At 64.1% G+C, this 24,020-nt stretch carries 13 protein-coding genes and 4 pseudogenes; 7 read left to right on the top strand and 10 right to left on the bottom strand.

Going from position 1 to position 24,020, the window contains the following annotated elements; all coding sequences use genetic code 11:
* Nucleotides 1-290: 290 nt before the first annotated feature.
* A complete protein-coding gene (locus ACLFQI_RS02270; RefSeq protein ID WP_410757188.1) occupies nt 291-1,883 on the bottom strand; it encodes a cation:proton antiporter in 1,593 nt (530 codons plus the stop codon).
* A gap of 326 nt (nt 1,884-2,209) precedes the next feature.
* Here ACLFQI_RS02270 and fusA point away from each other — a divergent pair, with 326 nt between their 5' ends.
* Both fusA and pabB read left to right on the top strand, forming a co-directional pair.
* Nucleotides 2,210-4,258, top strand: a complete 2,049-nt coding sequence (fusA, locus tag ACLFQI_RS02265; RefSeq protein ID WP_410757187.1) for an elongation factor G — start codon at nt 2,210-2,212, stop codon at nt 4,256-4,258.
* 121 nt (nt 4,259-4,379) lie between these two features.
* The gene (gene pabB, locus ACLFQI_RS02260; RefSeq protein ID WP_410757186.1) at nt 4,380-5,894 is read left to right on the top strand and encodes an aminodeoxychorismate synthase component I; all 1,515 of its coding nucleotides are present in this window, start codon (nt 4,380-4,382) and stop codon (nt 5,892-5,894) included.
* Between the two features lie 121 nt (nt 5,895-6,015).
* On the opposite strand, the gene ACLFQI_RS02255 is transcribed toward pabB, so the two are convergent.
* Together ACLFQI_RS02255 and ACLFQI_RS02250 are read right to left on the bottom strand one after the other, a co-directional pair.
* Nucleotides 6,016-7,152: a YibE/F family protein gene (locus ACLFQI_RS02255; RefSeq protein WP_410757185.1), complete on the bottom strand. Its 1,137-nt coding sequence runs from the start codon at nt 7,150-7,152 to the stop codon at nt 6,016-6,018.
* 107 nt (nt 7,153-7,259) lie between these two features.
* A complete protein-coding gene (locus tag ACLFQI_RS02250) occupies nt 7,260-8,825 on the bottom strand; it encodes an alkaline phosphatase (protein WP_410757184.1) in 1,566 nt (521 codons plus the stop codon).
* Between the two features lie 370 nt (nt 8,826-9,195).
* Between ACLFQI_RS02250 and ACLFQI_RS02245 the strand changes: the two genes are divergently transcribed.
* Together ACLFQI_RS02245 and ACLFQI_RS02240 are read left to right on the top strand one after the other, a co-directional pair.
* The gene (locus ACLFQI_RS02245; protein ID WP_410757183.1) at nt 9,196-9,633 is read left to right on the top strand and encodes a copper chaperone PCu(A)C; all 438 of its coding nucleotides are present in this window, start codon (nt 9,196-9,198) and stop codon (nt 9,631-9,633) included.
* Between the two features lie 94 nt (nt 9,634-9,727).
* The gene (locus ACLFQI_RS02240) at nt 9,728-10,270 is read left to right on the top strand and encodes a hypothetical protein (RefSeq protein WP_410757181.1); all 543 of its coding nucleotides are present in this window, start codon (nt 9,728-9,730) and stop codon (nt 10,268-10,270) included.
* Nucleotides 10,271-10,549: 279 nt separating this feature from the next.
* On the opposite strand, the gene ACLFQI_RS02235 is transcribed toward ACLFQI_RS02240, so the two are convergent.
* From ACLFQI_RS02235 to ACLFQI_RS02215, 5 genes and pseudogenes are all read right to left on the bottom strand, one after another.
* Complete coding sequence (locus ACLFQI_RS02235; protein ID WP_410757180.1) at nt 10,550-11,020, bottom strand: invasion associated locus B family protein; 471 nt, start codon at nt 11,018-11,020, stop codon at nt 10,550-10,552.
* A 23-nt stretch (nt 11,021-11,043) separates the two neighbouring features.
* Nucleotides 11,044-12,804, bottom strand: coding sequence for a CHAT domain-containing protein (locus ACLFQI_RS02230; RefSeq protein WP_410757189.1), 1,761 nt, complete (start codon nt 12,802-12,804; stop codon nt 11,044-11,046).
* Between the two features lie 72 nt (nt 12,805-12,876).
* Nucleotides 12,877-13,392, bottom strand: a pseudogene (locus ACLFQI_RS02225) (tetratricopeptide repeat protein); the annotation flags it as partial.
* Between the two features lie 74 nt (nt 13,393-13,466).
* The gene (locus ACLFQI_RS02220) at nt 13,467-15,224 is read right to left on the bottom strand and encodes a ShlB/FhaC/HecB family hemolysin secretion/activation protein (RefSeq protein WP_410757179.1); all 1,758 of its coding nucleotides are present in this window, start codon (nt 15,222-15,224) and stop codon (nt 13,467-13,469) included.
* A gap of 13 nt (nt 15,225-15,237) precedes the next feature.
* Entirely contained in the window at nt 15,238-19,176 is a 3,939-nt protein-coding gene (locus ACLFQI_RS02215; protein ID WP_410757178.1) for a filamentous hemagglutinin N-terminal domain-containing protein, read from the bottom strand.
* Nucleotides 19,177-19,736: 560 nt separating this feature from the next.
* On the opposite strand from ACLFQI_RS02215, the gene ACLFQI_RS02210 reads away from it, so the two are divergent.
* The 3 genes and pseudogenes from ACLFQI_RS02210 to ACLFQI_RS02200 all read left to right on the top strand — a co-directional run.
* Entirely contained in the window at nt 19,737-19,880 is a 144-nt protein-coding gene (locus ACLFQI_RS02210) for a hypothetical protein (protein WP_410757177.1), read from the top strand.
* A gap of 19 nt (nt 19,881-19,899) precedes the next feature.
* Complete coding sequence (locus ACLFQI_RS02205; protein WP_410757175.1) at nt 19,900-21,300, top strand: phosphatase PAP2 family protein; 1,401 nt, start codon at nt 19,900-19,902, stop codon at nt 21,298-21,300.
* A pseudogene (locus ACLFQI_RS02200) lies at nt 21,297-21,944 on the top strand (glycosyltransferase family 39 protein); the annotation flags it as partial. The gene ACLFQI_RS02205 and the pseudogene ACLFQI_RS02200, both read left to right, overlap by 4 nt.
* A gap of 1,192 nt (nt 21,945-23,136) precedes the next feature.
* Here ACLFQI_RS02200 and ACLFQI_RS02195 read toward each other — a convergent pair.
* Nucleotides 23,137-23,361 (bottom strand): annotated as a pseudogene (locus tag ACLFQI_RS02195) (dCTP deaminase domain-containing protein); the annotation flags it as partial.
* A 24-nt stretch (nt 23,362-23,385) separates the two neighbouring features.
* Nucleotides 23,386-23,901 (bottom strand): annotated as a pseudogene (locus ACLFQI_RS02190) (hypothetical protein); the annotation flags it as partial.
* Nucleotides 23,902-24,020: the final 119 nt, after the last annotated feature.

Here is a 24,020-nt window from a genome sequence, read left to right as displayed (position 1 = left end):
AGCCGAAAATAATGCATTATATATCAGGTAGTTAGTTCCTGTACAGCGTCTGAGCCGGCCCGGGTCAGCCCGGGGTCAGCCTGGAAGGCACAGGCCGCAATGGCCGAACGGTGAGCCGATCGCTTGTTCAGTAATTAAGCATTTAGTAATATCGAAGCCGTCTTGAGCAATCGCCTCGGTTGGGGGCTGGATACAGAGATGATCGTCGATACGCTGACCATGGCCGGCTTTGCGAGCGCCGCCAGCTTTCTGCTGATGCCGCTGCTCATGGGGCGGGAGTTCGTTCGCGTTCAGACCTGCGACGAACCCGCCGGTTGTTGCCCGGCACAGATGTGCTGGGCAAACCCGGCGCCTGCCTCGGCATAGAGGTTGAACACCAGATGCACGCCAGCCGCGCGTAACGCCTGCTCGTCATCGGCATACTTGGCAATCGCGCCAAGGGTGCCGGTGAAACCCTCCTTGAGCAGATGCTCGGCCGCGAACAGATTCTCCGAGACCCGCGGCATCGCCAGCAGCACCAGGCGCAGGTGGCCGTCGTCGAGATGCAGCCGATGCCAGAAATCGGCGTCGGTCGCGCTCCCCTGCACCACATAGCGCCCTTGCCGTTGGTGGCGGGCGATGGTGTCCGGATTGGCATCCACGCCCACCGGCCGCAATCCGCGCGCATGGACCAATTCATCGTAGGCGCCGCAGCCGATCCGCCCCATGCCGACCACCATGGCGTTGGCGTCGCCGGGATCGATCTCGGCCTCCTCCGGCAACCGCCGCCGGCGCTCACGCCGACGCAGCCAATGGCTCATTCTTTCATACCAAACATGCGAGCGGCTCGTCGCCGGTGCGGTGGCGATGAACGAGAACGCCAGCGCCAGCGCCATCACCGTCAGCCATTGCGCATCGAGCCAGCCGTTGTCGACGCCGACGGCGGCCACGATGAGGCCGAATTCGCTGTAATTGGCCAGGGTCAGCCCGCCAAGAAAGGCCGTTCGCCCCCGCAGTCCGAACCACAGCATCAGCTGCTGGAAGAGATACCATTTATACGGCAGCACTAGCAGCAAACCGAGCGCAAACAGCATCATGCCCGGGCTCGGCGCCCCTTGTAGTCCGATGCTGAGGAAGAAGCCGACCAGGAACAGATCCTTGAGATCGAGCAGCGATTTGGCCAGTTCCCGTGCCTTCGGATGGTTGGCGACCATCACGCCGATCAGGATCGCACCGAGATCGCCCTTCATCTGCACCGCCTCGAACCATTGCGAGGTGCCGAGCGCTAGCGTCAACCCGAGCAGCACCAGCAACTCGCCGTGTCCGGCATGGCTTAGCAGCCAGTGCAACAACTGCCGCGCCGGCAGCAGGAGCAGCAACGACAGCGCCCAGAGGGTCGGAATCTTGCCCGCCGAGAAGGCCAGAAAGATGACCGCCGCCAGATCTTGAATGATCAGGATACCAATGGCGATGGTGCCGTAGAGCGCGCCCATCTCGCCCTTGTCCTCCAGCACCTTGACCGCGAACACCGTGCTCGAGAAGCTCAGCGCGAAGGTCAACAGCGCCGCGGTGCCGAGATCAGCGCCGGCCAATAGCGGCAGCCCAAGCTCGCCGATCGCCATCAGCAGCGGCACCAGGATGGTCAGCATCGCCAGCATGTGCAAGGCCGCGGTCCCCCACACATGCGGCTGCGCCAGGCTCTTGAGCTTGAGCTTGAGGCCGATGGTGAACAGCAACAGGGTGATGCCGACATGGGCCAATTCTTCGACCAGGGCGTTCTCGCGCGCGCCAAGGGCGTACAGCACGAACCCCGCCACCAGATAGCCGACCAGCGGCGGCAAACCGATGTGACGCGCCCCGAACCCCAGCGCAAAGGCCAACGCGATCCAGACGATATCGAACATTCTGAAGCCTTCTCCTACCGCGCAACGAGCAACCTCGATCAACCATGCGCACGCTTGATAGCCGCTCAACCTGGTCGCCAACGGGAAGCGACCGTACAACCGAGAACCTCTGGGGGCCTCGGGTCCGGCAGTCGGGGCGAACGCCGATATCGGCCGCTATGGTACGGACTCGATTGATCTATCGCACGCCTAAAGCACGCGCCGTGCCGCGCAAGCGCCGCAGCCGCCCTAAATGACCGATGGGTTACGCTATACTCGCGCTGTTTCACTCGGCCGTCGCCCGCGCGTCGGCCCCGCCCATTACTCAAGCGCGAAAGGGTTCCCGCATGTCTGACTACAACGCCGAGGACGTCCGCAACATCGCCCTCGTCGGCCACGCCGGTTCCGGTAAGACCACGCTGGTCGAAGCCCTGCTAGCGAGCGCCGGCGCCATCGCCGAGCCCGGCAGCGTGGCCAAAGGCACCACGGTCTGCGATTACGACGACATGGAGAAGGAGTTCAAGCACTCGCTCGATGTCGGCATCACCGGCTTCAGCGCCCACGGCACGCACATCAATCTGCTCGACACCCCCGGCTACCCGGACTTCCTCGGCCGCACCCTGTCGGTGCTCAACGCGGTCGAGACCGCGGCCATCGTCGTCAACGCCGAGAACGGCATCGAGCCGTTGACCCAGCGCGCCTGGAAGGCGGCCGACAACCGTAATCTGTGCCGGATCGTCATCGTCAACCGCATCGACGGCAGCGACGTCGATCTCGCCGCCCTCACCGCGCAGCTGCGCGAGAGCTTCGGCGCCGAATGCCTGCCGATCAATCTGCCCGCCGACGGTGGCCAGCGCGTCATCGACTGCTTCTTCAACCCGGCCGGCGACAGCACCGATTTCTCCTCGGTCGCGGAGGCGCATAGCCAGATCATCGATCAGGTGGTCGAGGTCGACGAGGCGCTGATGGAGGTCTACCTGGAGCAAGGCTCGGAACTCAAGCCCGAACAGCTGCACGATCCCTTCGAGGCCGCGCTGCGCGAGTCCCATCTGGTGCCGATCTGCTTCTGCTCGGCCGAGACCGGCGCCGGTATCCCCGAGCTGATGGAGATCCTGGTGCGGCTGATGCCGAACCCGGCCGAGGGCAACCCGCCGCCGTTCATGAGGGGCGAGGGCGCGAACATGAAGCCGGTCAGCGTCGAGCCGGACCCGAGCAAGCATGCCATCGCGCATGTCTTCAAGATCATCAACGATCCCTTCCGCGGCAAGATCGGCATCTTTCGCGTGCATCAGGGCCGCATCACGGCGAACAGCCAGCTGTTCATCGGCGACGCGCGCAAGCCGTTCAAGGTCACCCATCTGTATCGGGTGCACGGCAAGGAGCTGATCGAGGCCGACGAGGGCGTGCCCGGCGATATCCTCGCCGTCACGCGCGTCGACGACATCCATTTCGATGCCGTGCTGCACGACTCGCACGACGAGGACCATTTCCACCTGCGCAGCATCGAATGCCCGCTGCCGCTGTTCGGCCTCGCGATCACGGTGAGCAAGCGCGGCGACGAGCAGAAGCTCAACGATGCGCTGCACAAGCTCGAATCCGAAGACCCCTGTTTCCACATCGAGCACAATGCCGCCGCCAACGAGACGGTGATGCGCGGCCTCGGCGAGGTGCACCTGAAGGTCCTGCTGCGGCGGCTCTCCGAGCAGTTCCACGTCGAGGTCGAGACCAAGCCGCCGAGCATCCCCTACCGCGAGACCATCACCGCCAAGGCCGAGGGTCACCACCGGCACAAGAAGCAGACCGGTGGCGCCGGCCAGTTCGGCGAGGTCTATCTGCGCATCGAGCCGCGCGCGCAAGGCGCCGGCTTCGAGTTCGTCGACGAGACCGTCGGCGGCTGCATCCCGAACCAGTTCATCCCGTCGATCGAGAAGGGCGTGCGCCAGGTGCTCGAGGAAGGCGCCGTCGCCGGTTATCCCATGGACGATGTGCGCGTCGCGGTCTACGACGGCAAATCGCATCCAGTCGATTCCAAGGACATCGCCTTCGCCACCGCCGGCAAGAAGGCCTTCATCGAGGCCGTGCTCCAGGCCAAGCCGGCGATCCTCGAGCCGATCGTCAAGATCCGCATCACCGCGCCGGACCACAACATGGGCGATCTCGCCGGCGATCTGTCCGGGCGGCGCGGGCGCATCAACGGCAGCGAGGCCAAGAGCCGCGGGCGCATCGTCATCGAGGGCGAGGCCCCGCTGGCCGAACTCGAGGGCTATGAATCGCGCTTGAAGTCGATCACCGGCGGCGAGGGCACCTACAGCCTCGAACTCAGCCATTACGCACCGGTACCGGCCAATGTCCAGAAGCAGCTCGCCGATGCCTATCAGCGCGCGGGCGACGACTGAACGAGGCTAAACGGGGGCACCTCTGCGGCGCTTGCGACCGGGGTTCGTCAAGCGTCCGAAGTCGGTTGGATCCCAGCCCGGCGCTCCCGATTCACTGCCCCGTCGCGATTCCAGAGCGGCCATGGCTCGGCTGACCGAGCTTCCCTATCGGCCCGACAGCACCGCCCTGTTCGCGCCTTTCAGCGGGCGCCCCTGGGCGATGCTGTTGGACAGCGCGCAACCCGGTTGTGCGACAGGCCGCTGGGACATCCTGGTCGCCGATCCGAGCGCGACCCTGGTGACTCGCGGCGCGATGACCGAGATTCGCGACGCGCACGGATGCCGTCGCTCGGCTGAGGATCCATTCGCGCTGCTGCGTGCGGCGCTCGGTGAACGCGAGGGACCAGCGCCCGCCGGCCTGCCCTTCGCCGGCGGTGCCGTCGGTTGGTTCGGTTACGACCTTGCCCGCCGCATCGAACGCCTGCCAGTGCGCGCGATCGACGCCGAGGATCTGCCCGAAATGGCCATTGGCGTCTTCGACTGGGCACTGCTCGTCGATCATCAGGAGCGGCGCAGTTGGCTGGTCGGTGCCGACCGGGATACGCGAACCCCCGCGCGCTGGCCGCGACTGGTCGAGCAGTGTTCCACTGCGTCGTCAGGCCTTGCCGCGGCTCGGCCCGTCGCCGTGGCTGGGGAACGGCTTGCAGCGCCCGGTCCCCTTCCGGCAACCACTGATCCTGCTCGCCACGGTTCCGCCGGTCGCGCGGCTCACCCGCCGCCGCAGGCCATCGAATCATGCCACACCGGCGACCCATTACGAGCGCTCGCGCCATTGCGCTCGAATCTCTCCGAAGCCGCGTATACCAACGCTTTCGGGCGCGTTCAGGCCTATATCCGCGCCGGCGACTGTTACCAGGTCAATCTCGCGCAGCGCTTCGCGGCCCCGGCCAAAGGGGATCCCTGGGCCGCGTATCGCCGCCTGCGGATGCTGAATCCCGCGCCCTTCTCGGCCTACCTCAAGACCCCGTTTGGCGAGGTCTTGAGTTCATCGCCAGAACGCTTCCTCGCGCTCCGCCACGGCCAGGTCGAGACGCGGCCGATCAAGGGCACCCGCCCGCGCGGCGCAACCCCCGGCGAGGATGCCGCGCTGCGCCAGGCGCTGACGCAAAGCGAGAAGGATCGCGCCGAGAATCTGATGATCGTCGACCTGCTGCGTAATGATCTCGGTCGGGTCTGCCGGCCGGGCAGCATCCGGGTGCCGGCGTTGTTCGACATCGAAACCTATGCCTCGGTGCATCATCTGGTCAGTACCGTGCGTGGAGAACTCCGAAACGACGAAGACGCCGCATCGCTGTTGCGCGCCTGCTTCCCCGGCGGCTCGATCACCGGCGCGCCAAAGATTCGCGCGATGGAGATCATCGAGGAACTCGAGCCGCATCGGCGCGGCGTCTATTGCGGCGCGATCGGTTATCTCGGCTTCGATGGCGCCATGGATACCAACATCGCCATCCGCACCATCGTCCACAACGGCGGCCAGGTGCGCTTCTGGGCCGGCGGCGGTCTGGTGGTCGACTCCGATCCGGAGCAGGAATACCGCGAGACCTACGACAAGGCGAGTCGACTGATGCAGCTGCTCGCGCCCGAGTCGAGCGGCTGATAGCCGCCGCTGCCCGGTGCGCAGCGTTATCGCCATCCGCCCTGACACGCGGACACGAACATCCCGTGGAAGGGCTTCTCGGTCAGTGTCATCCGGCAATCAGGTTGAGCGGCCATGCGCGCTAGCCTGGTGTTCCTGTCGTTGCCAGCGTCCCAGAACGGTATATCAGCGCGGCGACCACGGCGGTGAAGGGCGCAACCGTGACCAGGCCGAAGCTGCCCACCAGGATATTCAGGATTTCGGCCGAGACGAAGGGGGCATTGAGAATATTGGCGGCCGGCAGGCCCTTGGCCATGACCAACATGAACATAAAGACATGGCTACTCGAGTAGGCGAGCAGCAGCGTCGTCGTCATGGTGCCGACCACCGCGCGTCCAACCCGAAAGCCGGCCCCAAGGTGAGCGAAAAAACCGATGTCGGGATTGCCGAGCTTGATTTCCTCCATGCTGGCGGCGACATCCATTGCCAGATCCATCACCGCCCCCGAACAGGCGATAAAGACGCTGGCGATAAAGATCTCGGTCAAGCGCAGGTCATAATAGCCGCTGTACAGCAAGGACTCGGCGAAGGGACGCACTGCGCCATTCAGCCGGAAGTTTTCGGCGAACTCCATGGTCAGGATGCAAGTCAATATGACGCCCAGCATGGAGCCGATAAAGGTGGTGAGTCCGCGACGGTTCAAGCCGCCCACCGCAAAGGTGACGACCGCAGTCAGCGCCGCGACGACGACCAATCCCGTCGGCACTGGCGCGAAGCCCATCAGGAGCAACGGGAAGAACAGCTTCCAAAGCACTAGCGCCGCGAACAGAAACGATAAGGCGGCCTTCAGTCCGGTCACGCCGGCCACCAAGGCCAGCAGTAAGACATAGAGCGCGATCAGGAGTCCCTGCCAGTGCAGGCGATAATGGCCGCGCGCCATCCCATCGACGGGACGCCCTTCCTTCAGGCCATATTCAATCAATAACTGACTGCCTTCCGCGTAGAGTTCGTCGAACTCCATTTTGCCTGTCAGTTGATTGGTCACCGTCATGGTCTGGCCCTTTTGCGGTCCGCTCAGCAATTCGACGCGCAGGGCCTGAAAGCCGGTTTTGACGATTTGATTGCTGCGAACATACTGATTATCGACCGAGGTCACCTCGGCGCGGGCATGGCGACCGCCATCGTCACGACCGGGTGGAGCCAGATCGATGAATAATAAGATGAAAGAAATGGCGGCAATCGCCAGGGAGAATTGCCATTCTCGGCGCGAGCTAGACATGGAGAGCATCCGTGGGACAGCGCAAAAAGGAAAGGCGATGCCACCGGAGTGACATCGCCCGCGCGCGACGCTAACGCCACGCGTTATTCTGGTTTTTCGTCGGGACTTCAGTCGCGATAGACTGGCATTTCCGGCAGGCGCATGACGTCGGCAAGTTTTTTGGCGATGTCGGTGTTGTCATAGAAGCCTTTGAAGGCCCCAGCCGCGCGGCCCTGCGCAAAGAGCGGAACCGGAACGCCGGTGTGCGAGTAAGAGGTCCAGCCGATGCTCGCTTCTTCGTTGAGGATATGCGTCAGGGTGACAACAATCGGCTCATATCCACCGTAGAGGAGATTGTTTTCCGCCGAGCTGTTACGGTTTTCGCCGACCATCGACATGTCATAGGCGTCCTCGAGCTTTTCCTGCTGGTATTCGTTCAGCTCGTCCCAAACCAGGCCGAATTGTTGTTCGATCAGCTCGACCATCTCTGGGGTGCTGGCGAGGTTATCGGGCCGGGTCCAGTCGTAACCGCTCTCATGGGCCTCCTTGTGCGCGGCCCAGTGGACATTCTGGAAATACTCGTAGCTATTCGGCTGGTCAAGAAGCCGATCATAATAAGCGGTGTAGGCGGTCGTGGCGTGACCGACGGTCATGCCGCCGGTTTCGTGGTCGCCGGTCACGACGATGAGCGTGTCGCGCGGATGCTGGTTGTAGAACTCCAGCGCCTTGCCGACTGCGGCATCGAAATCGAGCATGTCGCCGATGTTCGCCATCGCATCGTTGGCATGACCGGCCCAGTCGATCTTGCCGCCTTCAACCATGATGAAAAAGCCAGAGTCGCCGCCAGGGCCGCTGGTGCCCGACAGATTGGCAATCGCGACCTCGGTCATCTCGGCCAGCGACAGATTGTCTTCTGGTCGATCGATGGCATAGGGCATGGACTCGCTGCCCGCGAGCACCGGGTTGATCGCCACGACCTTGTCGCGCGGATTCTGTGTCAGTGCCAAAATGGATTCCCGATCGTTGCGCAGCTCGTAACCATGGGCGTCGAGCAGATCCCAGAGGTTTTGATCGGTATCGCCGTCGCGCGCCGGGCCGGTTGCCGCCAGCAGGCCGGCACCGCCAAAGAACTCGTAACCACTCTCGGCCATCTGGATGCCGATGTTGTTATACAGGCCGCGGCTGGTCACGCTCGCGTAATAGGCGGCCGGAGTGGCGTGGTTCAGTGGAACGCTGGAGAGAATGCCGACCTTCATGCCGCGCTCGTGCGCCAGTTCGGCGACGCTCTTGACGCTGCGCACCAGGTTCTCGTCCATGCCGATGACACCACTTTTCGTTTTGATGCCCGCGCTAAAGGCCGTTGCCGAGGAGGCGGAATCGGTCATCAAGGCGTTGGCATCATAGGTGGTCTGCATGCCATTGATGGGCATCTTCGACATGATCAGCCGGTTTTCCGGCTTGAGCAGATCCTCGGCAACCCGGGCCGAGCCACCATTGATGGTGGTCAGGTACGCCTCGGTTGCCTGAATCTGCGACGCGGACATGCCATCCCCAAGGAAGAAGAAGACATATTTGGGTGAGCTAACGAAAGCCGGTAGATAGGAAGAACCAGCCGGTTGGGCCCATCCAGCGCCAGAAACGAGCGCGCCAAGTGCAAGAGCAATGGTAGCGCTAAGAAAACGGGTGAAAAACATACGTCTATTCATAATACTGCATGACCTCGTGATAACAGGATTGCCGGGCGCTTTCATAACCGCGAAAGACGCCGGGTAGCGCGGAACAGGCCGAAGGCTCGTCACTGCTCGAACGCCTGATGCCGAATGTCGGACCTGTCCGTTGCCGGAGACAGCGCGTTGCAAAAAGCGCCGGCACATACGGACAGCGGTCGTGCGCCATTGACAATGGCGTACTATAGCCAAGGTTTATAACATCAGTGTGACGGCATTTTTAATCTAGATAAGGTTTTCCAACAGCGTCCCAGATGGCAAACAATGACTCGCCAGTTCGTTCACAATTGCAGGAAATCAAGCGATGACAATACGCAACCCCGCTCTATTTGCCCTGATGTCGATAGTCGTCCTGATGATCGGCCCGCAGGCCACCGCGCTCGCCGACACCATCGCGGTGCGAGACGCCTATGTGCGGGCGGTACCGCCTGGGCAGCCGAACAGCGCCGCCTTCATGCGCATTACCAACCATGGCGACGAGGATCGCGCCTTGCTCGCGGGCGCAAGCGATCAGGCCAAGGTGGTCGAGTTGCACACCCATCGCATGGAGGACGGCATGATGCGGATGCGCCAGGTCGGACAGATCGATCTCCCCGCAGGCGAGACGGTCGTCCTAGAACCCGGCGGTCTGCATGTGATGCTGATCGGCCTCACCGAGACCCTCGCACCGAGCAATCGGGTCACGCTGACACTCGACTTCGATGACGGCGACAAACAGAGACTCAGCCTGCCGGTCAAACGCATCGAACCGAACCCGATGCCGATGCATCAATAGCTTGCGGTCAGAATCAGGCGCACGCATCCATGGCTCCATCATGCGCGCTGAAGCACGGCAACCCTCACCCAACACCGAGCGATGGAATTCAGCCATGTCCAGACGAACCTTCCAGTGGCATTCACTGTGCCTCTCCTCCCTGCGCGCCCTCAGCGTTGGCATCGCCCTCAGCTTGCCGCTGAGCGCCGCTGCCGAGAGCGACGCTGCCGAGAATGCGCCAGCCAATGCGGCCGATCCCTCAGAACAGCCCGGCGCTGACGAGACAAACAGGCCAGACACCGGCAGCGCCAAGCGATTGGGTATCGAGCTGAACAAGCTGGAGCAGGCCGATGGCAGCTGCCGGGTGTACCTGGTGTTCGAGAACGCACTCGGCACCAAGCTTGAGGCACTGCAGTTCGAACTCATCCTCTTCGACACCGACGGCTTCATCAAGGATCATGTGACCTTGGATGCCGCTCCCATCGACTCGGACAAGACGAGCGTCAAACGTTTCGACCTCGCCGAGACCCAGTGTGAACGGGTCGGGCGTATCCTGGTCAATGATGTGCTCGCGATGGCCGGCCCCGAGGGCGCGCTGCCGGACCCGATCTCACGGCTCGATCTGTCGTCCAAGCTCGATGTCGATGTGTTCAAATGAGTGACAACCCCCGCACTGTCGTCGACAGCAGCCTCGCCCGCACAAGCGATGAACTAGCCAGGGTTCAGCGTGTCTCGACCAAACTCTGGGATGTACGGGCGAGCCGCAGGAACTCGGCGCGATACCCGAACGGATCATCGCCCCGCGCGGCCGGCGCCGGATCGATCACCTCCTGCTTGGTTGGCCAGCCTCTCCATCCGTGCGTCGGAACAGTGACCGTGTCAGGTAGGCTGGAGGTGGAGTCCAGTGAGATTAGGCGCCGTCGGGGTCGCACCCCCGCTACGGCTCCAGACTGGCACGCAAGGCACGCAGCCCGGCAGTGATGCCATGGAGGGACAGGGGAACCCTGAGCACGCGACTGTCGGCGAGCTGGTAGGAGACGTCGGCCTGGTTGCCGCGCCGCAGGGCAAGCGCGAGCGGATCCGAGACCTGGGTAAGGACAAGGCAACCCTCGGGGCGACAATGATGAAAAGAGAGGGTTAGGGGCTGACCGCCGTCGATGGCGATGGTCAGCCCTGGCAAGAGCCGCACACCAAGTGGCACGCGGATGATCGCAGAGAGGATGGGAGGCTCGTCTTGGTATTGAAGCGCCACATGCAGCAGTGGCGTCGGGTTGTCCCCGAGCAGGACGCGTTGCTCCAGCACGCACCCAACCTCGTCCGGGCAGCGCAGAGCCCAGTCCTTGAAGCTCTGTGCGGATTGTTCGGGCTGAGCGGGCACTGCGGCAACCCACAGCGATGCCGCCAGCAACACCAACCGCCTACGGCTGTGACTCACAACCAGTTGCCCACTAGAATAAAGGGCGCCCAATAGTAAGGATCGCCACTCCAAGCCGGCGCGCGGAGCAATTCGAGCTGGGCCTCCTGCAAGGCCCGCCCCTTGGACATCCCGGAATCGCGTAGATTGTCGTAGAAGCGGTGCATCAGAACCTGGGTGGCGGCATCGTCGACTGGCCACAGCGAGCCGATCGCGGCGCGGGCACCGGATCGCATGGCGATGCCAGCCAGCCCCAACGGCGTGCGGTCGTCGCCCTCGGCGGTCTGGCAGGCACTCAAGACCAGCAGCTCGATGGGTGTCCGACTCAGCTCCTTGGGCCTCAGCATTTCGGCGAGGGTGTTCATGTCGAGCTGCTTGTCATAGGTCAGGATGAAGTTGTCTTCTGGACGACCGCCGAAGAATCCGTGGGAGGCGATGTGCACGATACCGAACGACCCGCCAGCGAGTTCTTTGCCGAAGCGCTCGAGCCCAAACCCTTCGTCCAGCAGAATCTGTGACCGCATCAGCCCGGCAATCTCATCAATCTCGACCCGGACGCCAGGCAATGACAGCGCCTTTATCAGATCCTGCGTGCTATCCCCCAAGGAATCCATGACGGAAGGAGCGCTGGATGGCGTCCATCCACGCGGATCAGCGCCTGGGGCGTGAATCACGGCACCCCGCCGGCTCGGTTCGGAGCCGCTCATCTCATGACCGCGATACTGCTGAACGAGCGCGTTGACCCACCACTGCGGGAGCTCCCCGACCACCGGACCTGGACGGCTCAGACCCGCAAGCAACGCCGGCTGTTGCGTGCGAGGCAGTGCCTTGGGATCGATGAGCGTGAGCCCAGGAAGGGTCACCAACGCAAACCGCTCGATGAGATAGGTGCCCTGATCGGAGAGCGCCGCGAAGGGAATGGTCCGCAACACGCCATCGGGCACCACCGCCAGGGTCGTCACCGAATGGGCTGCAAGCGTCGGCACGATGGGGGCGATCAGCCAGTTGTAGAGGGACTGCGAGTCCTCCGGCGCCGATCGGTGGCTACTCAGCGCATCGCGGAGTCGGGAGGCCGCAAGCGCCAGCTCAGTGGCGTTCACCGGGCTCGTGAAGCGGTGCATCCGATCGCCGATGCGAACCAGAAGCTCCAGGCGTTTCGGAAAAATGATCGGGTAGAGCACGGCCGTCTCAGGGGCAACCGTCTCGGCGCTTCTGCGGAGTGGCTGCAAACAGGCATCACGCAGATAGTCACGCAGTTCGTCCAGCTTGATCTGCTCGACCCGGGTTTGAGCTTCCAGCAACAGGGACTGCTGCTCCTCGCCCGCCTGGATAGCCGACGCCCGCTGCAAGAGCAGGTCGGCGAGCTGGAGGTACAGCGGTCCGAATGTCTCGCGGAACGAGGAGCGGCCGGAGGCGGCGTCGACAGGCATGATCGGGCGGACCCGCTCCAAGTGGTCGACCGCCCGTCGATAGGCGGCAATCGCCTGTCTCAGGTCGCCGCGCTCCCGATACAGACGTCCGATACGCCATTCCCACGCATAAAGTAATTCGTGTGCGTTGATCGGGGCGGCTTGGACGGCCTGTTCAGCGAGGGCAAGGGCGGCCGCCGACTGGCCGTTTTTCTCGTGCAGATCCGCAAGCCTACCGAGCGCTTCGGCATGCACTCTGGCGACGCCGGCATTCTCGGCCAGGGTTGCCGCCTCGCGCAGGATCTCGACCCCCAAGGCACGCCCGGCGGCTCCGGCCCCGAGTGCCTCGGTGCCGATGCCCAGCAGCAATTCGGCGCGCTCGCCCGGCGCCTTGACCTCGCGGGTCGCCACCCTGGCCGTCTTCAGCTCGACCAGCGCGCTGTCGGGCTGCCCAGTCTCCAGGTCTAAACGGGCCAGATTGCGTCGGACGGCGGCGGTCAGTCCCCAGTCGCCGGAGGTCTGAGCCAGCTCCAATGCCCGCGCATACTGCGTCCTCGCCTCTGCGGTCCGGCCTCTCCGAGCCAGCTCCACCGCGAGACTGTTGGCCACCGCGCCCCCCAGGAGAGGGCGGTCCAAATCTGTTGCCAGGGCGAGCGCCGAGCGCAGCAGCCGCTCGGCCTCCGGCGCCTCCTGCACCTGGGCATAGAGCTGACCCAATGCATAGGAGGCGACCCCCTGCAGCAGGTCGGACCGGATGGCCCTCGCTTGCTCCAGGGCGAGACCCAGATCCGCCCTTGCCTCGCGCCAGCGACCAAGGCTCCGGTAAGTCTCGCCGCGCCGGATCAACGCCTCCACGCGCTCCGGGAGGGGGCTATCCGGATGCTCGATGGTTGCGGTCCAGCCGGCCAGGTCGAAGGCGAGATCACCGGACGATCCAGCGGCATCCGCCGCAGCCATCCCCAAAAGCACGAGTCCGATGACCAGCAGAAGGCGCCGCCCGAGAGCCCTTGTATACATCGCCGATGGCCTTCCTACAGCTGTGTTTCGAACATGAAATGGATCCCGTCGTCCTGCCAGTCGTAGGTCTCTTTCGGGACAGGCTCGGAAAAGGCATGGGCCAGGTAGAGCGCGGCACGCAACCGCTCGCTTATGTGCAAACGCGCGCCAAGCCCGACTGACCACAGGTCTTCGCGGCGGTCGAATTCACCATGCGTCCACGCGCTGCCGACATCGGTAAACACCGCGAGCTGCAGCTGACTCTCCTGGCCGCCCCAGAAGGCTCCGCGCCAAAGCGGATAGCGCAGCTCCAGCGAGCCGACATAGCCGGCGTCTCCCACGAGTTCGTTTTCCCGATAGCCTCGCACCGTCTGTGCTCCACCCACCGCATAACGCTCCAGCGGCAGAAGCACATCTGGCGTCAGCTGAACGGCTGCGCGCGCGACGAGCTGCGTCTCCCGCCAGTCGAGATTGCGAACATATTGGGCCTGACCGAGCCAGACGAAGAACTCGCGGTCGGGGGATCCAGGAGCCGGAGTCTTGGCATCCATGGCATCGACCCCGAGACTGAAGACCGAGCGGAGCGCGAACGCGCTGTCGCTCTTGCGGTCCAGGTATTCCTGATAGAGACGCACAGCGGTCAACCGGCTCTCGCCCCGGACCGCTCCGGGAGAGAAAGAGAAACGCTCGCCGAGCAGGGTCGTGGTGTTGCGCGACCAACCGAACAGGAGACCCAGATTGAGGACCCGCTGAGGCGTGCGCCAGAAGGGGCGAGACACACCGATCTCGACGCGCTCGGTCTCGCTCTCGATATCCAAATCGCGCAACGGCTCCTCGAGGATCAAGGCATTGGTCCAGTCGTAGCGAGCGAAGACCCGGGTGTCCTTCGCGGTCACGGGAATGGACCAGCCGATGGAGCCCTCGCGGCCACGGTCTTGAAGGTCGCCACCGCCCTGGAGACCGAGTCCACCGTAGACCTCGAGCACGTCACCGAATCCGGTGAGGTTGCGCAGCGCGCCGCCTAGATAGAACAACTCCGCGCCCGTGCTCGGTGGATGATCGTTGTCCACGCCGGCATAGAGTTCCCAAGGACGCGCGCGCACGACCTCTAGGTCCATGATCGCGCTGCCCGGCGAGGTTCCTGGCAGCAAGGTGCCGTCGATACGCTCGATCAAAGGGTCATCGAGCAGGAACTGGAAGCGTTGCTGGAGCAGCGACTGTTTGAGCGGTTCATCCGGGTCTGGCCGGATGCGATCGCGCAGATAGGCGGGGCGCAGCCCACGCTGTCCGCTCACTCGCACCTCGGTCAGGCGTCCGGTGACGATCTGGAATGTCACCACCCCGTCGCGAATCGTCTGGCCCGGCTTGACGAGCACGCCACTGTTCATGTACCCAAGCTCGACAAGGTATCTGGTCAGTTCATAGCGCAACTGTTCCAAGTCGGAACGGGACATCCAGCGGCCGCGATAGGCACTCCAGACGCGATCGAGCCCTGCCCGGGGCAGCTCCTCGCCACCCTCGAAACGCACCTCTCGGAGGACGAACAACGGTGCGCCGGCCTCGCCAAACCCGGTCCGGACCTCGGGGGGCAGCGCAACGCCTCCGATACTGGCGGTCGGCGCGGCTGTGACGGGCGTGGCCTCAGTGGGAAAGGGCGCTGTTCCTTGTGCGCCGGCTCCAGGTAGCGAGCGCGCCGGCGACAGCTGTTCCAGACTCTGCACGGTCCAGGGAAAGGCCAGGCAAACCGCAAACAGACCGAGGCGCCCGCAGGCGTTCATCATCGTCTTCTCCATTTGCTTGTCTCCATCAGTGCTCTTCGGCCAGGAGCCGATCCAGACGCTCCCCCGCGAACGAGACCACCGTGGGTGCCGCCGGTCCCGGCGGGATGCCGGCAACCGGCTGTTCGACCAGCGACGAGCTGGCGCCCGGATGATCAGTGAGACAGTGGTCGCGCACCAAATCGGCCGGATCTCCGACGGGCGTTGCGAGTTCGGTCAGCCCTTTGGTGATATCCAGCTGTGGCACGGTCAGGGAGATATCCCCCTGAACGCCCGCAGGGGCGGCCGCTTGGATCACATTGAACTCCCGCCCCGGCTGGAAGGAGAAACGCTGGTTGCCGCCAATCTGAACGAAATTATGGCTGAATAACCCCCGGTCGGCCCGGATCTCGATATCCCCCCCCTTGGCTCCCGATGCCGCCGTATTGGCTTGGACAAAGCCTCCATTCATCACCAAGAGTTCGGCACCAATACCGATATCGCCACCATCGCCAGCGGCCCCCAGTACGGAGGTCGTCACCTGACTATCGGTCATGAAGAGCGACTGGGCTGCGATGTCGATCGGCCCGCCATCGGCGCTCGTCGACTGGGTGGTGATCTGGCTCAGCCCTTCGAGTCTCGCGTTCGCCGCCTTGATATCGATCGCGCCAGCCGGAACGTTGCCGGAGCTTTCGGCATTGATGCGCGATGCGCTGTCCATGCGCAGAATCTCGGCAGCGATTGCGATCTGGCCCGTTTCTCCCGGTGCCCGATGCCCAGGAGCGACGCTCCCTTGTTGAGCGATGCTGATCTCGCCACGATTGGTCAAATCCAACACGCCTACAGCGACCTCAATATTGCCGGACAGCCCGGTCGCCGCTGAGTCAGCGCGACTCATCAGCGTTGCGTCGTCAATGCGCAAGGAATCCGCTTGTACGCGAATGTCGCCCCCATCCCCGGCTGCGCTGGTGCTCGTCGAGAGTGCTGCTCCGCCGAGGATGTCGACACCGCCATCCGATCGCACGAGGATGGTCCCCGCATCCCCCGTGGTTAAGGCGGATTTGCTGAAAATACCGGTTTCGCGGTTCAGCACGGGAAGGGCCTCCGCTCCGCGACCATCCAGCGTGATGTCGCCGCCTCGAATGTCGATCAGACCGCCGGCCCCCTCGGCGAATGTACTGGCGGAGATCTCGCCGCCACTGCGCACCGTCAGCCGATCGGCGCTGACCGCTAAGGTTCCGGGCAGGCCACTACTGCCTAATTCCGAGCTGACCTCCGCCCCCGATTCGATCAGAATGTCTGGGGCTGTCAGCAGGATATTGCCGGAGGTTCCCTGCCCCGTCTCGGTGCCGAATCCCGCCGACGCTTCGATCTTGCTTTCCGTGAGCAAATCTGGCGAAAACCCGGCCACCCGAATCCGCTCGCTCGCGTGGATACGGATATCCCCGGCGGCCCCCGTCCCGCCAGCGCCAGCACGGATCTCGCCACCATCCAGCACCTCGAGACTGCCGACGCGCAGGTCGATGTCGCCGGAGGCGGCGCTCGAAAAGGATCCCGAAAGGATCTGCCCGCCGTCGCCGATGTTCACCTTCGCCGCGTCGATATCGATCGCACCAGAGGCACCAAGCGGGGTCTCGGTCGGATCAAGATTCAATTCGATGGATGAGGTCGATATGCCGGCGCTACCGATCCCCAGGGCGTCCTTGCCTTCGATGGTCAGCCTGTCGTTCAATGAGAGCCTGATCTCCCCGCCCTTTCCAGGCCCCATCGTAAAGGCATTGATCGATGCGCCATTAAGCAAGCTCAATGAATCAGCAGCCAGATCCAGAGTGCCACCGTTCCCTCTGCCCGTGCTGATGTCGATCAGTGAATCATGATCCAAGCCGATGTTTGCGGCGGTCAGACGAATCTCGCCGGAGCGGCCTTCGTCGGCGACGCGCGAGGGATCGAAGGGCGATGATGGGAGCAAAACCGTATTCTCGGCACTCAATCCTGCTCGCACGTCTATGGCTCCAGTCGTCTCCAGATGGATATCGCCGCGGGTCTTGATATCGATGACACCGGCATTGGCGGCGCTGAAGGACGCGACACAGAGGTTGGAATCGACCAAGGTCAGCGAATCGGCCTCGATGTCGATACGACCGGCATTGCCGCCTTCAGTCGTGGAGACGTCCAGCATCGATCCGGATGACAGATCGAAGGATCCTCCGACATCGATCGACAGGTCCCCGGCCGCGTGTTCGCTCGAGGTCGTGGCATCGATCTTAGCATCATCCAGGATCAGGTTGCCGCCAACCCTGATGCTCACGGAACCAGCCGGACCCGCGCCCTCGGGCCAGGAATAGGATTCGATACTCGCGCCGCCGTGCAACGACATCGATTCGGCAACGTCGAGATGCACGTCCCCGGCCGCGCCCGGACCATGGGTCGAAGAAAAGACCCGGGCGGCTCCCCCGGCGGAAAAGCGGCGGGCGGCGATGTCGATAGCGCCCGAGTCGCCACCGCCGGCGGTTCCGGCCTGGATGAAGGCGCCGTCGACCAGCCTGAGCGTTGCATCCGGTGCCGTGACGGTGAGACCGCCACCTTGCCCCCCCTCGGTTGAGAGCGTCGTCGTGGTGAGTCCGCTGTAAATGGGGTCGTCAGTACTGTCGTTGAATCCGCTTGCGAGCAGCGCTTCACCGACCTCCAGATTCAGGTCACCGCCAGTGCCAGAGCCACCCGCCTCGACGACCGAACTGATCTGGCCGCCATTGGTCAACGCAACGTTTTGTGCGGTCACGCGAATCGTCCCGGCGGTTCCCGTCGCCCCGTCCAGGATGCGGGTTCTCAGACGCGAGAGACCGTCTGCGGCGCGTGCCGCATCGATCGTCAAGCTGCCCGCAGTCACCTCAATATCGGCCCCCGCTCCGGCGCCCGCCACCAGGGATCGGACATCGCTGTCGATGATCTCGATATCGCCGGCGCGCAGCCGCATCGGCGCGGACTTGGGAGCCTCTCCGAGGTTGTCCGCAGAAATGATGGAGTCTACGACCCGTAGCGTCCCGCTTGCGTCCAGCGCGAGATCGGTGCCACGGCCCTGACCTGAAACCGTCGTATCGATCACGCTGTCGGTGATCGTGATCGCCTCCGCGTCGATCCGAATTGTGCCCGCCGTATCGGTGTTTCCGCGATGGCGAGCGGCAAGCGACGAAGCGTTGGACACGGCGACCTCGTCAGCGCGCAGCACGATTGATTGCGGCCCGCCGGAGCCGCTGACATCCATTGACGTCCAACTGATATCGGCACGGCCTGCGGGCGCGAGATCACTGGAACCGTCGTGGAACAACACATGATTGTCCGCATTCGATGCCCCGACCGCTACGACGCGGATAGCTCCGCCCTCGCTCGCAATGCGCGCAAAGCTCAAGGTCTCCAGATCAGCATCGATGGCGACATTCCCAGCCACCATCGACAGGGACCGTTCCGGTTTGAGTTCGAGTTGGCTGCCCTTGACCTGAATATCCGCAGGTCTCTGCTGGGCCAGGAAGCCGAACGACTCCGGTGTGGCGATACTGAGCGTGCTGCCAGCGGTATCCGTGGCGCTGTAATAGCCATCGGCAAAATTGACGCGGTCGGCGGTACTGGTATGGAAGGCTCCAGGGACATCGACCTGGGCATGAGGGCCGAACACCACCCCGGCCGGGTTGATCAGAAAGAAGCCGGCGTCACCGATCTCGGATTTGAGTAATCCATCGATGGTGGAGACCGAACCTCCCGTGACCCGGTTGATGACATTGGCAATCCCTGGCGACCCGGTAAAGGTCGCGCTTTCGCCCGTCGCGATATTAAAGAGCCGAAAGCTGTGAAAGAGATTGTTGCCGGCGCGCCGGCCGAGACCTTCGTCGATCATCATGGCTCCACTGAGGCTGTGGACGGGTCCGACCGTGCCGTCGGTGACGATCTCAGCGATCCCGGCTTGCGACCAGAGAAGACTGAAGCTAGCCAGCATCAGCCTGAACCTTTTGTCAGAGCACTGGAACAGGGCGCGTTGGAACAATGGCATCGTTTGATTCTTCCGAGCGACGATCGGTCGCGGAGACCGGGACCGGTTGGTTATCGACTGCGTTGCGATCGGTCGCTGATCCTGGTGGCCTGCCACAGGGATGATCTTCTTCGCATTCGATGATCCCTCGGCGCTGCCCAGCCTCGATCGCAACCGGCGCTGACACCGAGTCGGGCTGCGATCTGTGCTCATTGACACAGGCAGGGAGCGCAACGCTCAGCATTATCGCACCTATCTGGCGGACGGATTGGCCAGTCATGGTGCAACCCTTGGCGCTGGCATCGAGGACCGCCTGCATCAGGCGGCCGTGCCCTCTGTTCATCTGCTGCCTCAGGATTCCAGGTCGCGGCGTACCCAGGGCGCGATCTTGCGCACGCCGGCAACCCCGCCCAAGGCGCAAACGGGTCGGCGGTCAGCCCGGTCAGTCTTGCCGAACTCCGTTATACTTCGCCGGCTAACGCGGCCCTGCCGCAAAACGGTCTTCGGCAGACAGGATTGCGGCGCGGATGGCGATCAACTTCCTAGGAATCTCGGCATGTTATCACGACAACGCGGCCGCCCTGGTGCGCGACCGCCGGGCGCTGGCGGATGCCGATGACGGGCTCGCGCGGATCTCGCCGGTGGCGCCGTTCATCGGGACGCTGTCCTGAGCCCGCCTCCTCTTGCCCCATGCGCGCCTCGCCGCTCCTTGCCGTCTCGATCCTCTTCTTCGCGCTGGCCGATCTCTGGCTGGCGTTTCCGCAGATCGATCTCGTCATTGCCAGCCTGTTCTGGACCCCGGAGGTCGGCTTCGCCGCGCGCGGCACCTTCTGGGAGCAGGTCATGTATGGCTCGATCGACGCGCTGTTGGTGATCGTCGGCCTTGGGCTGATCGGTGCCTGGGCGCGCGGACGCTGGCGTGCATCCAGCGGCGCGCGCGCGCGTCGCGTCACGGGTCGCCGACTCGCCTGTCTGCTGCTGTTGCTGGCCCTGGTGCCGGGGCTGATCGTGAATGCGCTCTTCAAGGAGCATTGGGGCCGGGCGCGCCCGGCCCAGCTCGAGCAGTTCGGCGGCCATCATGATTTCTCGCCGGCCTTCATCGTCTCCGACCAGGGCGGCGGCGCTTTCCCGTCTGGCCATGTCGCCGCTGCGGCCTGGTTGGTCGCCGTGCCGGTGGTGCTGTTTGGACTCGGCTCGGTCTGGACCGGCTTGGCGCTGCTCTATCTGCTGGCGATGGTGCTCGCCCGGATGGCCGCTGGCGCGCATTTCCTCAGCGATACGCTGACCTCGATCCTGCTGGTCTGGCTGGGGTTTCTGATCCTGCAACGCCGCTGTCCACCCGCTTGGCGATCGCGGTCGTCGCGTCATGCACCGCGACGGGGGCTGTTGCGGACACTGTTCGTCGTCGCCTTCCTTGCCCTCGCCGTGGGCTGCGAGACCCAGTCCATCGTCGGCACCGGACCCGAGCTGGATCTGGAGCAGTTGCAGGAACGGGTCGCAGCCAGCGACTGGGAAGCCATCGTGGCCGCCACCATCGACTGCGACGAGCCCTCGGATACCTGCGCCGAGGTCCACGCCATCCAAGCCGATGCCTGTTTGCGACTCGCCATCCAACTCCCGGCCGAGGCCTCCGCCACCGGAGGGCGAACCCGACGGTTGCTCGACGCAGCCGAAGCCGGTTACCGCGAGGCCTTGCGGCTGCAGCGCTCGCGCGAAGCCCCCGCCATGGCGTCTTATCACGGCGGCTTGTTACTGACCTTGAGCGAACGCCGCAACCGCCTCGATGCCTCGGTGCGAGAACAGAAGCTCGCCCGCGAGAACCAGAAGCTGCTGGAGGCCGCCAACCAGGCGCGCGCGCAGGTGCCAGACAGCGCGCTCGGCTTCATCTATAGCGCCTCGGCATTGCTCTATCACGCGCTGCTGATGGAATCCGGCAGCGATCGCTGTCACGGTCTCGGCCAGGCCGAAGCCATGCTGAAGCAGACCCCGGTGCCGCCTGCGGAACTCGTTAACGATCATCAGCGGCTGCAAACACTGATCGACCAGGAGCTGGACAAGAGCAACTGCGCGCGGGCTCCACGGCCATCATGAGCAACAGGCGCAAGCAGGAATTGGGGGCCACGCATGCCGTCGGCGATGAGGTGCGCTGGGGCATCGCGCTGATCCTCGGGATCACGCTCTGGCGCTTGCTGGTCGCCGCGGTGCTGCCGGTGATGCGCGACGAGGCCTATTATTTCGACTGGGCGGGCCGACTCGCCTGGGGCTATTTCGACCACCCTCCCGGCGTCGCTGTCCTCGCAATCGGCGCCGGGCTCGAACCCGGCTCCGCCCTCGCCGCGCGGCTCGGCGCGATCATCCTCGGCGCCGCCGCGCTGCTGCTGCTCTGGCGTCTGTATCGCGCCAGTGGTCTGCGCGCCGGCCACGGGCTGCTGCTCGCGCTCATCCTCTCGGTGGCCAGCGCCCCGGGGCTGATCGCCGGCCTCATCACCACGCCGGACAGCGTGCTCCTGCTGTGCTGGCCGCTGGCCTTGCACGAGGCCCTGCGCGCGCTCCAGGGTCAGCGCCGACGCTGGCTCACGGCGGGGCTCGCGACCGGGCTCGGGCTGCTCGGCAAGTACAGCATGGTCATGCTCGGCCCCGTGTTCCTCTGGGCATTGCTGCGCGCCGATCCGCGCGCGCTGCGCACGCCTTGGCCCTATCTCGGCGGGCTGCTCGCGCTCCTGGTGTTTGCGCCGAACCTGCTCTGGAATGCGCAGCATGACTGGCTGACCCTGCGCTTCCAGTTCGGGCACGGCTTTTCGACCGAGAGCGGCCCGATCCGGCTCGCGGCCGACGCGCTGCCTGCGGTCACTGGCGCCCACGCCTACACGCACGAGCCGCCGATGCCGATGGACTGGGGCGAACGGTTATCCAGCCTCGGCGGCTTCATCGGCGAGCAGTTGCTGCTGTGGGGACTGCTGCTGGTGCCGATCGGCATCGCGCTGTGGCGGGCCGTGCTAGGCGCTGACGGGCGCCCCTTTTGGCGGCTTGATTGCAACCTTGGAGGGCGCGTTAACGGCATCGGGCCAGCGTGCGACTCAGAGCGCCATCCAGAACCTGAGGGCATGCTCGACGCGCTCGATCCCGCTGCGGTCTCGCTGCTAGGCGCGGCGGCCTGGGTGCCGCTGGGCTTGTTCGCGCTGGTCGCGCTCGGCAGCGAGGTCGAGGCGAACTGGGCGGCGCCCTACCTCATCGGTGCCGCGCCCTTCGTCGCGCTGCTGCTACGGCGCTGGGGCGACAGTCGGCGGGTTAGCGGTCAGGCGAGTCGGGGCAGCCGTCGGGTTGACGGCTGGACCAGTGGCTGGGTTGGCGGCTGGTTTGGTAGCTGGGCCAAGACCAATGACTGGTTTCGCGACTGGACGCTGATCGCGGCCGCTGGCAATCTCATGCTGGTCAGTGTCTATGTGCTCTACGCCACCACCGGCCTGCCACCCTTGCCGGATGCCGCCGCGCGCGTCCAGCGCGAGAGCCAGGGTTTCGAGGCGCTGGCCGAGTATGCGGCGCGCTTACCGGAGCCGGTGATCGCGGATCGCTACCAATTCGCGGCGATGCTGAACTTTTATCAGCCGCAGCTCGCGGTGAGTCAATGGCCCGGCATCACCCGGCCATCGGAGTACGGACGCGGACGGATCGTGCCGCTGCCCGACCCGCAAGCCTTGCGGCAGACCGGCTTCTGGCTGTTGACGGGCAAGTTCTCGGCACCGGAGATCGCCGGTTTCGAGGCGGTCGAGACCCGCAGCCTGTCCAGCTGCCCCGATGGTCGCTTCACTGCGATTGCTGGCTCTGCGGGCGGGGATGACGGCGGCTGCGATGAGCCGGTCAATGTGTGGCGGCTTTATCGTTACCGCGTCGCTGAACACAGCCTCGATGTGATCGATGGATCACCAATCACGGCTTTGGCAAAGTCACGCCGCGCTGCCCTTGATACTTACCGCCGCGATCCTTGTAGGAGGTTTCGCAAACCTCGTCGGATTCCAGAAACAGGATCTGCGCTACGCCTTCGTTCGCATAGACCTTGGCCGGTAGTGGTGTCGTGTTCGAGAATTCGAGTGTCACATGGCCCTCCCACTCGGGCTCCAAAGGCGTGACATTGACGATGATGCCGCAATTGCTGACAAAGATACCGGCGGCAAGCGCGAAATTGCCGGCTTCTGGCACTGTCAAGCAGTAAACGTCGTGGTCGCCTTCGATCTCGCGGATATGCTGAATCTTGTGGTTGTATACAGCCGCGGATTGTCCATGACCGCGCAATGCAGCCGGCGCTGGCGCAGAGTGAGAATCCGCATCTGGATCAAGGTCTTCGGCGTCGCGCTTGGCGTTGCGCAGATTCCATTCATCGACAAGCCGCTGGGTTGGATCCAGATGGCCGCTGGACGGTTGATAGACCATCTCGTAGCCACGCGCCAGATGCCGAGATAAGGGCATCAACGAATCGTTCGGGCGCAACGCGTTGGCCGCGAGCATGCGGCCATCGCGCAACACGAATTCATGGTCCGGCGTGCAATGGATCTGCTGGCCGTTATCGAGCCTCAACTCGAGTAGCGAGTCGCGGCCGATGTAGCGCGGAGCCTCCAGCAGAGCGACCATCACGCGGCCATCGGGGCCGATGCTATAGCCCCAAAACAGTTCTCCCTGCTCGGCCCGCAGGGCCATCTCTTCCAAGGTCGGCGTGGAGCCGTCGAGCAGGGCAACGCGCGTATCGCCCCGAAAGCACCGGGCGTAGGTGCTCTTGCCAAGGCAAATCGTCAGCACATTGCGCGGAATGCGGAAGT

Origin of the sequence: Halochromatium sp., assembly GCF_046541315.1 — a bacterium.
Taxonomy (GTDB): domain Bacteria; phylum Pseudomonadota; class Gammaproteobacteria; order Chromatiales; family Chromatiaceae; genus Lamprobacter.
Note: the sequence above shows the minus strand (reverse complement) of the source record. Positions and strands in the feature narration are given on the sequence as shown.

Bases quoted from the DNA above. Each gene is read 5' to 3' on its own strand.
- ACLFQI_RS02270 (WP_410757188.1), bottom strand. From the start codon at position 1,883: ATGTTCGATATCGTCTGGATCGCGTTGGCCTTTGCGCTGGGGTTCGGG.
- fusA (WP_410757187.1), top strand. From the start codon at position 2,210: ATGTCTGACTACAACGCCGAGGACGTCCGCAACATCGCCCTCGTCGGC.
- pabB (WP_410757186.1), top strand. From the start codon at position 4,380: ATGGCTCGGCTGACCGAGCTTCCCTATCGGCCCGACAGCACCGCCCTG.
- ACLFQI_RS02255 (WP_410757185.1), bottom strand. From the start codon at position 7,152: ATGTCTAGCTCGCGCCGAGAATGGCAATTCTCCCTGGCGATTGCCGCC.
- ACLFQI_RS02250 (WP_410757184.1), bottom strand. From the start codon at position 8,825: ATGTTTTTCACCCGTTTTCTTAGCGCTACCATTGCTCTTGCACTTGGC.
- ACLFQI_RS02245 (WP_410757183.1), top strand. From the start codon at position 9,196: ATGTCGATAGTCGTCCTGATGATCGGCCCGCAGGCCACCGCGCTCGCC.
- ACLFQI_RS02240 (WP_410757181.1), top strand. From the start codon at position 9,728: ATGTCCAGACGAACCTTCCAGTGGCATTCACTGTGCCTCTCCTCCCTG.
- ACLFQI_RS02220 (WP_410757179.1), bottom strand. From the start codon at position 15,224: ATGGAGAAGACGATGATGAACGCCTGCGGGCGCCTCGGTCTGTTTGCG.
- ACLFQI_RS02215 (WP_410757178.1), bottom strand. From the start codon at position 19,176: ATGCTGGCTAGCTTCAGTCTTCTCTGGTCGCAAGCCGGGATCGCTGAG.
- ACLFQI_RS02210 (WP_410757177.1), top strand. From the start codon at position 19,737: ATGGCGATCAACTTCCTAGGAATCTCGGCATGTTATCACGACAACGCG.
- ACLFQI_RS02205 (WP_410757175.1), top strand. From the start codon at position 19,900: ATGCGCGCCTCGCCGCTCCTTGCCGTCTCGATCCTCTTCTTCGCGCTG.